Below are 14,341 nucleotides of genomic sequence, written 5' to 3'. Positions count from 1 at the left end.
CATAAAATGAAAAATCATATGTTCGATTTGTTTCAAGTGTGTCTAGACGCAGGAAAAGAAATATTAGATGTTTATGCACAGGATTTTTTTGATGTGGAATTTAAAGAAGATGACTCCCCGTTAACGCTAGCGGATAAGCGAGCACATCAAGCGATAGAAAGTGGATTGGCTAGAATCGATTCATCCATCCCTGTATTAAGTGAAGAAGGAAGAGCTATTTCTTATGAAGAGCGTAAGGGGTGGAAGCAATTTTGGCTAGTGGATCCACTCGATGGGACGAAGGAATTTGTGAAGAAGAATGGGGAATTTACCGTTAATATTGCATTAATAGATGATAAGTACCCTGTATTAGGAGTGATTTATGCTCCTGCTTTAGATACCTTCTACTTTGGAGAGCAAGGACAAGGTGCTTATAAGCTAGAAAAGGCATCAGAGCAAGAGATTACTAAGCTTGATGATTTACTAGAAAAAAGCATTCTATTGCCGAGTGTAAAAGATAAGGATGCCATTCATGTAGTGGCAAGTCGCTCCCATATGTCTAAGGAAACAGAGGATTTTATTAATGAATTAGATGGTAACGTGGACGTTGTATCATCTGGAAGCTCACTAAAATTTTGCTTAGTAGCGGAAGGAAAAGCGGATTACTATCCACGATATGCCCCAACCATGGAATGGGATACAGGAGCAGGTCAAGCGATTGTAGAAGCTTCTGGTGGAAGTGTTACAAGACATGAAGATGGAGAGCGATTCTACTATAATCGAGAAGAATTGTTGAATGGTTGGTTTTTAGCTAAAAGATAAAAAGGGTGAAGGTGATAATGATGAAAATAACAGTAGCGGGGACAGGCTATGTCGGATTATCGAATGCGGTTTTATTAGCACAGCATAATGAAGTAATCGCACTAGATATTGTGCAGGATAAAGTAGATATGATTAACAGCAAGAAATCGCCGATTGTAGATGAAGAGATTCAGCAATTTTTAGAGACAAAACCTCTCCATCTCGTAGCAACGACTGATGCTCAAAAAGCTTACCAGGATGCGGAGTTTGTCATTATATCGACACCGACAAACTATGATCCAGACCGCAATTACTTCGATACGTCATCTGTTGAAAATGTAATAGAAACAGTGCTCGACATTAACCGAGATGCAGTAATGGTGATTAAATCTACCATTCCTGTTGGCTATACACTAGAATTACGCAAAAAATATAAGACGAATAATATTATTTTCTCTCCAGAGTTTTTACGCGAAGGACAGGCATTATATGATAATCTATATCCGTCACGAATCGTTGTCGGAGAACAATCTGATCGAGCAAAGGTTTTTGCCAATCTATTGGCTGATGCAGCGATGAAGGAAAAGATTGATATCCTATTTACAGATTCCACCGAAGCGGAAGCTATTAAACTATTTGCGAATACGTATTTGGCCATGCGTGTTGCATTTTTTAATGAGTTAGATACCTATGCAGAGGTTCGTGGCTTAAATACGAAGCAGATCATTGAAGGAGTGGGCCTAGATCCACGTATTGGGACCCATTATAATAATCCTTCGTTTGGATATGGTGGCTACTGCCTGCCAAAGGATACGAAGCAGCTCCTAGCTAATTATGAGGATGTTCCTAACAATATTATGCAGGCCATCGTAGATGCCAATCGAACACGAAAGGACCATGTAGCAGACAGCATTATCGCCAAAAAGCCTAACATTGTCGGTATTTACCGTCTCACGATGAAAACGAACTCGGATAACTTTAGACAATCTGCTATTCAGGGTGTGATGAAGCGGATAAAAGCAGAGGGTATTGAAGTAGTTGTGTACGAACCTGTATTGCAGGAAGAAAAATTCTATGGATCGAGAGTAATCAAGGATTTTAAAGAGTTTAAGGAAATAGCTGATGTTATCGTGGCAAACCGACTAACAGATGATATAAAGGATGTTTCGGAGAAGGTTTATACTCGGGATTTGTTTAGTAGGGATTAACGCTGCATTAACTAGAGATATGCTTAATTAACCAATTGCTCATTCTTTTGAGTAATTGGTTAATTTTATAACAGGCAACTTAATGCAGTGGATGTAATTTGACGTTATACGAGAAATGGGGGATTTTAATGAGGATTTTTGATGCGCATTTTCATATTATTGATTTTGATTTTCCGATTATCGAAAATTAAGGGTATACACCACCTAGCTATGTTGTAACAGATTATCAAAAAGAAACTACGGATTTAAATGTATCAGGTGGAGCCATTGTGTCTGGATCTTTCCAAGGGTTTGACCAAAACTACTTATTAAAAGCACTTAAGCAAATGGGAGAGGCATTTTGTGGTGTTACACAATTGCCAGTTATCGGATATTGGACAAAAGGAGAGGAATCGCATTTCAAAACTGTCCAATAAAATAAGATATCGGACAAAAGAAGCGGAATCGCATTTCAAACTGTCCAATAAAAGCGGATATCGGACAAAAGGAAAGGAATCGCATCTCGAACTGTCCAATAAAATCGGATATCGAACAAAAGGAGAGGAATCGCATCTCGAACTGTCTAAAATAATCAGATATCAGACAAAGTGAGTGGAGCCGCACCTCAAACTGTTTTCGTTCCGTGAATAGTTATTACAATGTTGCCTTTTTGCAACAGACAAAAATCTAAATCAAATAATAAATGATTATAAAAATCCTTAAAGCCCCCACAAATAAATAACAATATCAAATCAAACCAGTTTTATTTTTATTTTTTTTCATTATTAAGAAGTACAGACCAGAAATAATATGTAATAATGTGATTACTATTATTAAAGCTATAAAATAGATACAGTTACAATCGCTCCCTCCTTTATTTAGAACGAAATAATTGCAACCTTCTGTGTCCTTGATACCATTTAAAGTAATTAGCTATCTGGCTGTAATTTCTTTTTGTTTATTCAATGTAACTCCCGATCTTCAAGGTATAGATTACCCTCGGATGACAAAATCTCCCTCAATCCCGCGATTTCTCCATCTGCATTTCATTCTGTAAAAATTTCCATAATCGTTGCATGCGTTGTAAGTCTGCTTCTGAAGCGCGAGATAATTCTTTTAATAGCCCAATTTGTTTCATAAGATAAACTGTGTCTAGTTCTTCATAGGTTAATTGTAAATCACTGATGGACTGGATATCAGATCTTTTATTATCTTTTAATCCGAGTAAATAATCAGTAGATACATGGAATGTTTCTGCTATCGCTTGAATCGTCTCCAAAGAAGGTTCATTTCTTCCCTGCTCATAATAACCATATGCACTAGTAGATATATTTAATTTTTTTGCCATTTCTTCTTGTTTAATATTATTTTGCTCTCTTAATTCTTTTAATCGTTCTTGAAAAACTAACATTCTAATCTCCTTTTTTGGTGCATTATACAACTTTATTTTGTGTATAAATGAAAATACAATTAAATGTTGGTAATTATATTTACAAACAACATTTTGTTGTGTATAATATAGTTTGAATTGATTTAATTAGACTGCAAACTAGCCTTTATATAAAAAATTAATAGGGAACTTATCTACATAGTGAAAAGCAGTAAATACAATACCTTAATAGAGAAATGGGTAGTGCAATAATAAGTGTATGAAAATGAAATCATCTTGTAATCAGTCCAAAGGGAAGCATTAACATACCAAAAGAAGTCATATTAATTGTTTTAGGGTCAATAACAGTGTTAACGACTTTAGATGTTCATATGCCTCTATTCGTGATATATAGTCAGGATTGCATAAAATTTATACGGAATCCGCAGAATATCGGGCACTTCGTGGAGCTAAAGAAGCATAGAAATACAAATATTAGGAATCACTGTTATGGATTGCTCCCCAATATGATCTTCGTCATCAAATGATTCCTTCTAATTTGTATCACAACTGTACATTACTGATTTGTTGCCTATTCTCTTCCTTACTTCTTCTATACCCTCTACTTTCGGGAGTGATAGCATCCCAAGATTCACTAGTAGGTATAATCTATACAAAATCCCTTTATCATATCTTCTTTAATAGTCTTCTTGCTGTTTGATATTACGTTATAACCAAAAATCTAGCAGACGAATTAAACTAATTAGTAAAATATTTAAACTGTACTATTAATTTATCCAGTTTTAGACGAAGGGAAAGCATGACAAATGAGTAAGGAAAGTAATGAGAAAATAGATGTAGAATCATTATTAGAACGAATTGAAGTAATGCGAAGAGAATTATTGGATATTGGCTTTCGGGACGGATTAACGGCTCCTACTACGATAAAATACAGTGAATTATTAGATGAACAAATTAAAGTTTATCAGAAAATGATAAGAGATATGTAGCTTAGTCAACACTAGAGAGAAGATCTATTTGATAGGTAATATTATGCTAGTTCCCCTGTTTGGAAAATAGCTTTAAATATATGATTATTAATCAAAGCTCCTATATGCTTGGCTTACCTTGGAATACAGGTAAGAATGCCTTTGCATATTGGGGCTTTTTTATGTCAAATTAAGCAGTTTCACAGTATTAGAAGGAAATGAGCAAATTATTTTTCAATTAAATCAATAAATATGGTAACCAAATATCGATGATGAACTCTATTATGAGGGAAACAATGGGTCATGGCACAAGTACGCCGAAATACGATTATACAAGGAAATGTTTATTAGCTATGCCTAGTTTATGTGTGAAAAGGCATAAATAAATCTATTGATTGACCATAGCCAATCAACGGATGACTGTACTATTAACAGCGAAAGTCTTTTTATATGAAATTTGTTCCCCAAATGTGTTAATCCCCTTTTTGACATACAATTCATGATTGTAATCTGCTGTAATCCAAAATTCCCATCCAAATTACTGTACAAAACTCCATGTGAATAGCACAAAAATCTACAACCGTCTATTTAGGAATGGAAGAAAGTATCAGTCTTGAGTCCAATGTAATCATTATTAACTCTAATAGTCGACATGACCGCCCAAGTACCGCTTAAGAGAGTAAACTCAAATAATGAGGGGTCATCGGTGATGATTCTGCTGAAGGTGAGGACGAGAACAGCCTCTGCTATGTTCAATACCAATTACTACATTATTAAAAGAAGGAAAAGTACATTATAAATAGTAACAAAAGCCCAAGGTGCCCGTATAGTTTCAGGTAGCTTGGGTTTAGGCATTGAAAACACGTTGATGGGATTAACTCCCAGATCAACGTGTTTTTTGTAATGTAGGCTTCAGGTAAGAGAACAGTCTGTCTATTTCACCCGACGATATGCTTTGATTGCTCTCTAGTTGCATACTTGAGTTCTAGTCAAAAATTAGTGATAGGCCCTTCTAATAACTATGATTAATATATTAATGTAATGAAACAAATCCTCATTAGCACGTGTAAGGACTTTTAATGGTTGTTTTACTAAAAAAAGCAATTTCCATCTATTGAAAGCAATTTCAGACAAGAAGCAAACAATTTTAAAACAGCACAAGGAGAAAGTGAATGTTATCTTTAATGCACAGATATAATCCCCTGCTTCGAAAATTGACTGACTATATTAAGCAATGAAGCAAGAATAAGGGTTTGACAGATATTGCCTTAGCTGTCTGATCAGGGAGCTTTTATGAAAGTGTTATTACCAATGCTACAAGTGAAAGGATCGATAAATGATGAGGGAGGTAGATTTTGAAAAATAATCGTGGTCTAGCCTAGGTATAATATAATTACGAAAAGTAACTTTTTCAAACAACTTATACGAGGGGTGTGTCTATGGATAAATTTGAAAATTTTCATTTCTTTTATCGAAGAATGGGCGCTAATTTGAATGAAAAAGACTATTTATTTCACTCACAAGATTTTTATGTCCACTCTCATGATTATTTTGAAATTTATATGTTTCATCGTGGTGATTGTAAGTATTTATTAAACAATCAAATTATTCAACTACACGAAAATGATATTATCGTGATGAATGGATCTGCTTTACACGGGCCTGCCCCTAACCATAACGTTCCCTATGAGCGGTCGGTAATCAACTTTTCGCCTGAATGGATAAGGGCCATTATTAATAGATTAAATGTTCCAGAAATATTGACCCCCTTTAACCAGTTAGAAAATATCTTACTACGTGATATTTGTCCCAAAAAGTTTGAGGAGATTCAGGGATTACTAAAAAAGATTCATGAAAAACAATTAACTATGATGAGCCATACCGAGCTAACCATTGAAAGGCGCATGCTAGAAGGTGTCACAACTACTTTGTTAATTGAACTCTTGTTTATTATTTATGAATTAACGAAGACTCAAGTAGTACCCGTTCCTACAGGGAAGAACCACAAGATTATGCAGGTAAATGAGATAATGACTTGGATTGATTATCACTACCATGAAAATCTCTCACTTGATCAAATTTCCGAGCAGCTTCATATCAGCAAATACTATATGTCAAGGATATTCAAAAGTGTCACTGGTATTACCATTATGCAATATATGATGCGACGCAAATTATTGCGTGCCAAATATTTATTGGATATATATCCGGAAAAATCAGTATTAGACGTTGCATTAGAATCTGGCTTTGTTAGTGCTGCCCATTTTAGTCGTAAATTTCGAAAATTTTATTATGTTACACCGTCAGAATATCGTAGTCGAGAAAATAAAGGAGATATGTCTAGTATGCTCAGAAACTATTATGAGCTCTAAGATTTCTTTGTAATAAATTTTTCAAGTATTGTAAGCGGTGCCAATCGGTAATGTTGCCATGTAATTCAAAAGGAGGGGAAAAAATTGGCGAAAGACAAGGTAAGTATGAACCATTCAATGTCGTCAAGTGTCCATGTTCAATCATTGAAAGCTAAGAAAAAGAACAATAGGTGGATTTGGTATGTCTTTTTACTCCCGAGCTTTTTAGGTATTTTGTTATTTATGGTCTATCCTATCGTAGAATCATTTCGTTTAAGTTTCTATCAATCTAATGGAACGATCGAGAATTTTATCGGACTTAAGAACTTTCAACAAGTATTAACCTCTACTTCATTTTGGAACTCGGTATGGAATACTTTTTATATCGCCTTTTTCCAAATTATTATTACGATCCCTTTAGGTTTTATTTTTGCTTCATTAATTAACTCCGTTAAGTTTGGACAAAATTTATTAAAAACTGTTTACTTTTTACCACACGTTACTTCTATCGTTGCGGCAGCTATGATTTTCCAATTCGTTTTACATCCTGATTTAGGGGTGGCAAATTACGCTTTAGAAGCCCTGGGGTTACCTGCTTCTTCATGGTTTTCCGATCCAGCTACCTCAAAATGGGGGGTTATTCTCTTAGCGATTTGGCATTGGATTGGCTTCGTCATTATTATCTGTCTAGCTAACTTGCAGGCTATCTCCCCAGAAATGTATGAAGCTTCTCGCATTGATGGAGCAAACAAATTTCAACAGTGGCTATTTATTACATTGCCTAACATGTCTGGAACATTTGCGTTTCTATTAATTACAGGCTGGATCGGTGGGTTACAACGCTTTAATGAAGTCTATGTGTTAGGTGGCCCGAGTGGTAGTCCGGCAAGGTCCATTCAAACAATGGGAGCCTTTATTTATGAGCGAGGCTTTACTGGTTTTGAGTTTGGTATTGCTTCAGCAGCCACCTACATTATGTTTATCATCATTCTTGTCTTTACCTTTATTAATTTAAAGGTATCAAAAATGAAGCTATAACGAGCGAAAGGGAGGTATTTCTATGAATCCAAAAATGAATGAAAAAGTAACAAATATTGCCCAGTTTGTCGTCTTACTTATTTTCGGTATATTACTTATGATTCCATTTCTTTGGATGGTAAGTGTTGGCTTTGATCGGACCGCTAATATTACTCTGCCTTTTCCACCAAGGTTGATTCCAGAAGAGGTAGCAAGCTTTAACTATAAAATTGTCTTTGAGAATGGCAGACTTGTCCAATCCTATCTTAATTCTGCTATTGTCACCATCAGTTCGGTTCTCTTACAGGTTTTTGCCTCATTGTTGGCAGGCTACGCCTTTTCCAAGGGTACCTTTAAGTATAAAAAATTACTTTTTTTACTTGTGCTATGTACATTGATGATCCCAATGGAGCCTCGATTGATTCCATTATATACACTATTTAACAAAGTGGATCTGCTTAACACCTTTTGGCCACTCATTCTACCGACCGTGATTAATGGGATGCTAATTTTTCTTTGTAAACAATTCTTTGATCAGCTACCATCAACACTTCGGGAGGCAGCACAAATTGACGGAGCCGGAGAATTTCGGATATTTTTCACTGTTTATTTACCTTTAGCAGGTCCAATTGCAGCGACAATGGTTATTTTATCCTTCATTTGGAGCTGGAATGACTTTATGTGGCCTCTTGTCGTTTTAAGTGATCAAGATTTGCATACGGTTCCTTTATATCTTTCAAGCTTCGCCTTAGAAAATGGAACCAGTCTAGCAGGGCTTACGATGGCTTTAGCTACGGTAAGTATCCTACCAATTATTGTCCTGTATCTCTTTTTACAGCGTTACATTATTCAAAGTATTGCTCTAAGTGGTGTAAAGGGTGAATAAATAATGAGAAAGAAGGAGGTTGGCGTCATGCAAGTACAAAAAAAGTGGCTAGTTGTTTGGTTCATAGTAATGTTAGGCATAATGGCTGGGTGTTCCTCAAGTGAAAGTGGAACAGAGAGTACATCGAAAAAAGAAGGAAAGTGGGCAGGGCAAACGTTGACCGTGCATTTAATAGGTGATTTTTCCATGGAGGATGCAACAGATCCTATTACAGGAAAAACAAATGAGGGTCTTAACTCAATAAAACAGGAATTTGAAAAGCAGCATCCTGGTGCAACAGTTGAATTTATTTTAATGCCATGGGAAGGGTATACGGAAAAAACACAAGCGATGATTACTTCCAATGAGGCTGATGTTTATCAGATGCCAGGCTTAGCAGATTTCGCTGCCCAAGGAGTGCTTGAACCGCTCCAATCATATATCGAAGAGGATCCCGAATTTAGCTTAGACGTATTTATTGAAAATCAAGTCAGTGGCTGGAAGGTGTTAGGACCTGACAGTGACGAGCTATCCATTTATGGACTTCCCTTAATCGGAGATGCGCGTTTTATTAATTACGATAAAAAACTGTTTGATCAATGGGGGGTAGAATATCTCTCGGATAATCCAACAATGGAGGAGATAGCTAGAAAAGCTAAACAAATGACAGGGATCAATCCTGTAACCGGTGAAGAAAACTACGGCATTTGGTTTCGAGGTGACTGGTCGTCTGCCTTCACCTTAGTAAACTTGGCAGAGGGGCAGAACGGACGCTGGGGCACAGGTTTTGCCTGGGATGAGATTCAATTTGAATATAACAGTCCAGAAATGGTCAATGGCCTAGAGTGGCTATTAGAGATGCAAGAATATGCTCCAGATGGCTTAATTAGTAATCAAGGGGCAGAAAGGTGGTTAACAGATCGTAACAATATTGCCATTATGCTGAATCAAGGACCAGGTGATTTAATTCTCCCAGTGTATGCACAAGGACTTGAAGATCGAATTGGAATAGCCCAAGAATTTAACAATGATGATGGTATTGGTGGTATGTTTGCGGGAAGCCCTGTGGCAATGGCAAAGGAAAGTGATAATAAGGAGTTAGCTTGGGAATGGATTAAATTTTCTGTAAGTGAAGATTTCCAAAGATATCTTTTTGAAGAAGCAAATGCTATGCCTGTTATTAAAGCAGCCGAAGACTGGGAGAGCTATAAGGAAGTAGAAAAAATGATGAATCCAACCATCGAAGCAATGCGAACACCATGGACACCGCGCTATCCTTGGGCATCCTCTCAGCCTCGTTTTATCTTAACCTCGGAAATTGAAGCAGCATTAGCTGGAAAAAGATCTGCCAAAGAAGCCTTAGATAAAGCACAGGCGGAAAGTAAGGCATGGCTAGACAATAGATAAAGGGAAGTATCTATTTTCTAAGATCCTTCACAAGCGAAGGCAAGAAAAAGTGGCTGCTATAGCAACAGCCCATGCATTTAGGGAGTTCAGATGATAGTTGTAGAGAGCACTACATCTTGCCCTTCGTTTTGTGCTTAGTGAAATTTTAGTTGCATATCAGTGATATAAGACAAAAAGAGCGAAATTGCAACTGAACTTGTCCAATAAAATAGGATAAAGGACAAAGTGAGCGAACCCGCAACTGAACTTGTTCAATAAAATAGGATATGGGACAAAATGAGAAAACCTGCAACTAAACTGTCCAATATATCCTTTACACTGGAAGGCACCTTGCAACTAAGTTAAAAAAGGCTTGCCAATCGAAAAAACGAGAGACGATACCGTTCTTTCATCGACTGAATCGGTCACGTCCTCTGACCAATGTTGATCCACCTGTGATGCACAGGCACAGTTATGTTTCTAGCTTTTGTAAAAATGTTTAAGAGAATGGGAGGAGAAGCTTCATGTACAATGGGGGAATCATATATACTTCAGCCACTTGGATTTCACGACTAGCGTTTCTTAATTTATTGTGGATTTGTTTTAGTATCTTTGGCCTTGTAGTCTTTGGCTTTTTCCCAGCAGTAGTTGCCATGCTTGCCATTGAACGAAAATGGATAAGAGGGGAAAAGGATGTTACTATCTTGAAAACATTCTGGCTAGAATTCAAGCAAAATTTTATCACAGCTAATATTATCGGCTATAGTTTAGTAGTAGCATGTTTTTTAATCTATTTGAATATGACGCTTGTCAGCTCACTTAATAATTGGCTGGAGCCTCTTTTGCTTTTTATCTTATATGGTTTCGCTTTTTTGTTCGCTATTCTTGCCATTTATATTTTTCCAGCCTTTGTTCATTATCAAGCGAGATTGATAGATTATTTTCTTCATGGAGTAATGATCGCGCTCATCTCTCCGGTCCATTCGCTTTTCATTCTAATTAATGTCATCGCCTTTTTCTTTATTGGTTATTTTTTTCCGGGAATAATCTGTGTATACTTAGGTAGTGGAATTACTTTTATTGTTATGTGGTTTGCCTATCAATCGATTCAAAAAATCGAGAACAAAATTGCTGTAGAAAAAAGGAGGAACATAGTCCATGACAGATGATCGATCTTATTGGTTGAATAATATGTTAGCGATTGCGGAGCCATTAATCACAGAGCTTGAACGTGAAACCCTAAAAGAAAACATGCCAGTAGAGCAAATTCCTGATAGTAATCGTGAGGCTTTTAGCCATTTAGAGGGTTTTGCTAGATTATTAAATGGGATGGCACCATGGTTAGAGCGGCAGGCAGAGGATCCAGCTGAGGAAAAACTTAGATTAACATATATTGCTCGGATCCAAAAGTGTTTGGAACATGCGACAGATCCTGCCTCAAAGGATTATATGAATTTCGGTGAAAGTGGTCAGCCTCTTGTTGACAGTGCCTTTTTAGCACAGGCGATCCATCGTGCTCCAGAAGTGTTATGGAAGCAGTTGGATGCAAGTGTCCAAAAAAATATCCTGCAGGCGTTAAAAGCCACGAGAAATACTAAACCGGTTTTTTCAAATTGGCTATTATTTTCTGCCATCATTGAAGCTGTTTTATATGAATTAGGCGAAGTGGATTGGGATGCCATGCGTATTGATTATGCGATCAAGCAATTTGAGCAGTGGTATGTTGGTGATGGTATGTATAGTGATGGGGCATCCTTTCATTTTGATTATTATAACAGCTATGTTATTCACCCGATGCTATTAGATATTGTCGATATAGTAGGTAAGCATGATCAAGGTTGGTCGGATAGTAAGAAAAAAATAAAGGAAAGAGCGCTTCAATATACACGTATTTTAGAACGTATGATTTCACCAGAAGGAACATTTCCTGTTATTGGTCGATCGATTGCTTATCGATTTGGTGCCTTCCATCATCTGGCTAATCAAGTCCTGCGTGAAGAGCTTCCAGAAGAATTGGCTTTCGGCCAATTAAGAGCTGGCTTAACAGCAGTGTTGCGCACTACTTTTCGTAACTCCGATTTGTTTGATGAAAAAGGCTGGTTACAGATTGGATTAGCAGGACATCAACCTGAGTTAGGGGAATTTTACATATCAACAGGCAGCTTGTATTTGTGTAGCTTTCTTTTCCTTCCATTAGGTTTGTCACAAAGACATCCATTTTGGCAAGGGGAAGCTGACATGTGGACGAATAAGAAAGCATGGAGCTCCCAACGTGTAGCTATTTATCATTCATTAGATTAATTGGAATGAAGGCTTATGATTATTCTAGACAAAGTAAAATTCTAGTTGCAAAATACTGACAGTAATTGGTGAATTATTTCGTCCGGGAGGTTAGCATTCGATATAAAATATTTTCTAGTAAGAAATAAAAGCAATGGACGTGGTTGTCTATGCAATGTTATATTATTTCATTGTATCGATAAACAATGCGGTGAGTGCTTGAAGGTCTGTCTAGCATTTTTGGGGTATCTTCTATAAGTTAATACCAATATACAATAAATCGACCTTCCAATAGCAGGGCATATACAGAATAGGATATATGCCTGCTACTATCGGATAAGTCTAAGACAAGATAATCATACTCGAGATTACTCAAATATAGGCAATTTTTCCAAAAAGATTAAATCATTCCGATCAGCAGCATCGCCTTCCGCTAGAATCGCTGCTTTAGCCACAACCATTGCTCCAGCCTGTTGTACAAGCTCCTCCAGCGCACGAATTGATTCCCCGGTACTGATCACATCATCAACGATAGCCACTTTCTTTCCTTTTAGTAATGCTGCATCTTTTCCATCTAAGCAAAGTAGTTGCTCATCCTTTGTCGTAATTGAATTTACTCGGTTGATAACTGGATTCTTCATATATGCTTTAACACTTTTACGTGCAATAATGTATTCTTTTTTATTCATGATTCTTGTTAATTCATGGATAAGTGGTATTCCTTTTGCTTCAGCTGTTACGATATAATCGACAGATGGTAGTTTTTCTGCTAGTAATGGAGCGACATGGCAAACAAGCTCTGTATCTCCTAAAATCACGAAGCTCGCAATACTTAGCTGATTATTGATCTCAATGATCGGTAATTCTCGTTCTAATCCGTTAATCGTAAGTTTATATGTTTCTGACATGGTTCTCCTCCTCGATTAAAATCCAAGTATTTTCATCAAAAATTCGATAACTACTCCTGACAACATGCCAAGAAACGGATCAGTTATAGCGGTGACAACCATCGTAATTGCCCCAACGATACTTTGTGATCCCTCTCCAGCAGTTAATGCTGCCGCTGCGTTTCCAGGAAGTGTCACAATAGCACCTAATACGAACAAAAAACCAGCAATAGAGGCTGTTGGTATATATTTACCGATTTTAGGTAAAAGCTTCAATAACAGAATAACGGCCATAATCGCCATCATTACGACACCAGACCAGACGGGATGGGGAGCGCTTGCGGTAGCGGAAATCACCACTTCGACTGGACCACCACCAAAGAAAGAGGATGCCATATCTGCTAAACTACTAATCATCGCAAGGGTATCTACATTTACATCTCGTCCTGCAATATCACTATTAATGTTTCCGAAGGCGATGTTTGCACCGATATTTAAACAAACCATTGCTAGAGCTCCACGAATAACCATTGGATTCATCACAAATTGTAATCGCTGAAAACGATCATTAACAAATGGTTTCTTTTCCTTCGTCTCTTTATCTCTACTAGTAAAAAAAGCAACAATACTAGATAAAATAACAGAAATGGTTATCGTGTATACTAAGTCTTGTGTCGCTAAATAGGTGATTAAACCTGTAGCGAAAGAAACGATTCCAGGGATTTTATCACCTTTCGCCATATCCCATGCAACTTTTGTAAGCATAATACCAACACCTGCCATCATGCCATTACTGATGACAGGGCCAATCCAATCAATGATCATTTCTAAAGCGCCAAAAGCGCCAATGACAAACATGATCAAGGCACCAAAAAAGATCATAGACAATCGTTCGCGCATATTTTTCCCCATCGAGCCTGCTACCGTAATGGTTTCTGCTTGGAAAGAGATAACCGCAACAGATCCAGTCAGACTATTCCCTAATGCACCTACAATAAAGGCCATTGCTGTTGGAACGGAGGCAAATCCAAATGCGAGTGCAAGTAGTCCTTGAGGCAAACCGTTTAGCACACCACTAAGGGCAGCTAAAATGTCTTTTAGTATTTCCATCGTACTCCTACCTTTCTGTTCTCTACGGAGCGAACCTCTATTACACTGCTACAGAAAATAGGAGAGAAAAACAATAAAACGCCTATGGTATCCATAGACGTTTGTATATAAAAATTTATA

At 37.1% G+C, this 14,341-nt stretch carries 12 protein-coding genes and 1 pseudogene; 10 read left to right on the top strand and 3 right to left on the bottom strand.

The annotated features are described in order from the left end of the window. Positions 1 to 6: 6 nt before the first annotated feature. The 3 genes and pseudogenes from cysQ to ACZ5N5_RS01945 form a co-directional block, all read left to right on the top strand. Positions 7 to 801: a 3'(2'),5'-bisphosphate nucleotidase CysQ gene (cysQ, locus tag ACZ5N5_RS01955; protein WP_464373161.1), complete on the top strand. Its 795-nt coding sequence runs from the start codon at positions 7 to 9 to the stop codon at positions 799 to 801. Positions 802 to 821: 20 nt separating this feature from the next. Further along, positions 822 to 1,988, top strand: a complete 1,167-nt coding sequence (locus ACZ5N5_RS01950) for a nucleotide sugar dehydrogenase (RefSeq protein WP_464373737.1) — start codon at positions 822 to 824, stop codon at positions 1,986 to 1,988. Between the two features lie 128 nt (positions 1,989 to 2,116). Next, positions 2,117 to 2,350 (top strand): annotated as a pseudogene (locus ACZ5N5_RS01945) (amidohydrolase family protein); the annotation flags it as partial. Between the two features lie 635 nt (positions 2,351 to 2,985). Here the strand turns inward: ACZ5N5_RS01945 and ACZ5N5_RS01940 are convergent. After that, positions 2,986 to 3,378, bottom strand: coding sequence for a helix-turn-helix domain-containing protein (locus tag ACZ5N5_RS01940; RefSeq protein WP_054860248.1), 393 nt, complete (start codon positions 3,376 to 3,378; stop codon positions 2,986 to 2,988). A 785-nt stretch (positions 3,379 to 4,163) separates the two neighbouring features. Between ACZ5N5_RS01940 and ACZ5N5_RS01935 the strand changes: the two genes are divergently transcribed. The 7 genes from ACZ5N5_RS01935 to ACZ5N5_RS01905 all read left to right on the top strand — a co-directional run bounded on the left by ACZ5N5_RS01935 (position 4,164) and on the right by ACZ5N5_RS01905 (position 12,245). Continuing rightward, complete coding sequence (locus ACZ5N5_RS01935) at positions 4,164 to 4,346, top strand: Spo0E family sporulation regulatory protein-aspartic acid phosphatase (RefSeq protein WP_054787695.1); 183 nt, start codon at positions 4,164 to 4,166, stop codon at positions 4,344 to 4,346. A 1,418-nt stretch (positions 4,347 to 5,764) separates the two neighbouring features. Further along, entirely contained in the window at positions 5,765 to 6,697 is a 933-nt protein-coding gene (locus ACZ5N5_RS01930) for an AraC family transcriptional regulator (protein ID WP_109985286.1), read from the top strand. Positions 6,698 to 6,781: 84 nt separating this feature from the next. Next, positions 6,782 to 7,714, top strand: coding sequence for a carbohydrate ABC transporter permease (locus tag ACZ5N5_RS01925; protein WP_109985287.1), 933 nt, complete (start codon positions 6,782 to 6,784; stop codon positions 7,712 to 7,714). Between the two features lie 22 nt (positions 7,715 to 7,736). Continuing rightward, entirely contained in the window at positions 7,737 to 8,579 is an 843-nt protein-coding gene (locus ACZ5N5_RS01920) for a carbohydrate ABC transporter permease (RefSeq protein WP_109985288.1), read from the top strand. A 27-nt stretch (positions 8,580 to 8,606) separates the two neighbouring features. Continuing rightward, the gene (locus ACZ5N5_RS01915) at positions 8,607 to 9,965 is read left to right on the top strand and encodes an extracellular solute-binding protein (RefSeq protein WP_464373160.1); all 1,359 of its coding nucleotides are present in this window, start codon (positions 8,607 to 8,609) and stop codon (positions 9,963 to 9,965) included. Between the two features lie 503 nt (positions 9,966 to 10,468). Beyond that, on the top strand, positions 10,469 to 11,113 hold the full coding sequence (locus ACZ5N5_RS01910) for a YesL family protein (RefSeq protein WP_464373159.1): 645 nt from the start codon (positions 10,469 to 10,471) through the stop codon (positions 11,111 to 11,113). After that, positions 11,103 to 12,245, top strand: a complete 1,143-nt coding sequence (locus ACZ5N5_RS01905) for a DUF2264 domain-containing protein (protein ID WP_464373158.1) — start codon at positions 11,103 to 11,105, stop codon at positions 12,243 to 12,245. The genes ACZ5N5_RS01910 and ACZ5N5_RS01905 overlap by 11 nt, the downstream gene beginning before the upstream one ends. Positions 12,246 to 12,592: 347 nt before the next feature. On the opposite strand, the gene ACZ5N5_RS01900 is transcribed toward ACZ5N5_RS01905, so the two are convergent. Both ACZ5N5_RS01900 and ACZ5N5_RS01895 read right to left on the bottom strand, forming a co-directional pair. Beyond that, positions 12,593 to 13,132 carry a phosphoribosyltransferase family protein gene (locus ACZ5N5_RS01900; RefSeq protein ID WP_277679178.1) on the bottom strand — a complete coding sequence of 180 codons (540 nt, stop codon included), beginning with the start codon at positions 13,130 to 13,132 and terminating at the stop codon, positions 12,593 to 12,595. Between the two features lie 15 nt (positions 13,133 to 13,147). Further along, positions 13,148 to 14,221, bottom strand: coding sequence for an NCS2 family permease (locus ACZ5N5_RS01895; protein WP_464373157.1), 1,074 nt, complete (start codon positions 14,219 to 14,221; stop codon positions 13,148 to 13,150). Positions 14,222 to 14,341 lie beyond the last annotated feature (120 nt).

The sequence above is a fragment of the Gracilibacillus sp. JCM 18966 genome (assembly GCF_055392695.1).
Note: the sequence above shows the minus strand (reverse complement) of the source record. Positions and strands in the feature narration are given on the sequence as shown.

What these genes read in the sequence shown, in the direction of transcription:
- ACZ5N5_RS01910 (WP_464373159.1), top strand. Translation starts at nt 10,469, where the DNA reads ATGTACAATGGGGGAATCATATATACTTCAGCCACTTGGATTTCACGA.
- ACZ5N5_RS01940 (WP_054860248.1), bottom strand. Translation starts at nt 3,378, where the DNA reads ATGTTAGTTTTTCAAGAACGATTAAAAGAATTAAGAGAGCAAAATAAT.
- ACZ5N5_RS01950 (WP_464373737.1), top strand. Translation starts at nt 822, where the DNA reads ATGAAAATAACAGTAGCGGGGACAGGCTATGTCGGATTATCGAATGCG.
- ACZ5N5_RS01905 (WP_464373158.1), top strand. Translation starts at nt 11,103, where the DNA reads ATGACAGATGATCGATCTTATTGGTTGAATAATATGTTAGCGATTGCG.
- ACZ5N5_RS01920 (WP_109985288.1), top strand. Translation starts at nt 7,737, where the DNA reads ATGAATCCAAAAATGAATGAAAAAGTAACAAATATTGCCCAGTTTGTC.
- cysQ (WP_464373161.1), top strand. Translation starts at nt 7, where the DNA reads ATGAAAAATCATATGTTCGATTTGTTTCAAGTGTGTCTAGACGCAGGA.
- ACZ5N5_RS01915 (WP_464373160.1), top strand. Translation starts at nt 8,607, where the DNA reads ATGCAAGTACAAAAAAAGTGGCTAGTTGTTTGGTTCATAGTAATGTTA.
- ACZ5N5_RS01900 (WP_277679178.1), bottom strand. Translation starts at nt 13,132, where the DNA reads ATGTCAGAAACATATAAACTTACGATTAACGGATTAGAACGAGAATTA.
- ACZ5N5_RS01895 (WP_464373157.1), bottom strand. Translation starts at nt 14,221, where the DNA reads ATGGAAATACTAAAAGACATTTTAGCTGCCCTTAGTGGTGTGCTAAAC.
- ACZ5N5_RS01935 (WP_054787695.1), top strand. Translation starts at nt 4,164, where the DNA reads ATGAGTAAGGAAAGTAATGAGAAAATAGATGTAGAATCATTATTAGAA.
- ACZ5N5_RS01930 (WP_109985286.1), top strand. Translation starts at nt 5,765, where the DNA reads ATGGATAAATTTGAAAATTTTCATTTCTTTTATCGAAGAATGGGCGCT.